This window comes from Bradyrhizobium sp. MI1.4, assembly GCF_055811315.1.
In genome coordinates this window covers 1-380 of record NZ_JBVVPP010000157.1, presented here as the reverse complement: position 1 = coordinate 380, position 380 = coordinate 1, and the positions used below count along the sequence as shown (strand labels likewise).

Genomic DNA, 380 nt, shown 5'->3' with positions numbered 1-380 from the left:
CCAGGCGAAGCCTACCAGTTCGACTGGAGCCACGAGGTCGTCCTGCTGAGCGGCACCACGGTGATGGTGAAGGCTGCTCATGTCCGGCTCTGTCACAGTCGCATGCTGTTCGTGCGGGCCTATCCGCGCGAGACGCAGGAGATGGTGTTCGACGCCCACGATCGGGCGTTCGCCCTGTTCAAAGGCGCCTGCAGCCGCGGCATCTACGACAACATGAAGACCGCGGTGGAGACGATCTTCGTCGGTAAAGGCCGTCTCTACAATCGCCGCTTCCTGCAGATGTGCAGCCACTATCTGGTCGACCCGGTCGCCTGTACGCCAGCGTCGGGCTGGGAGAAGGGGCAGGTCGAGAACCAGGTCGGGCTGGTCCGGGAACGCTT

1 protein-coding gene is annotated in these 380 nt (G+C 63.7%); it reads left to right on the top strand.

Going from position 1 to position 380, the window contains the following annotated elements; genetic code table 11:
- Nucleotides 1-380, top strand: a 380-nt coding sequence (locus AC0L23_RS40080) for an IS21 family transposase (RefSeq protein ID WP_473358435.1), incomplete at both ends; no start/stop codon positions are given.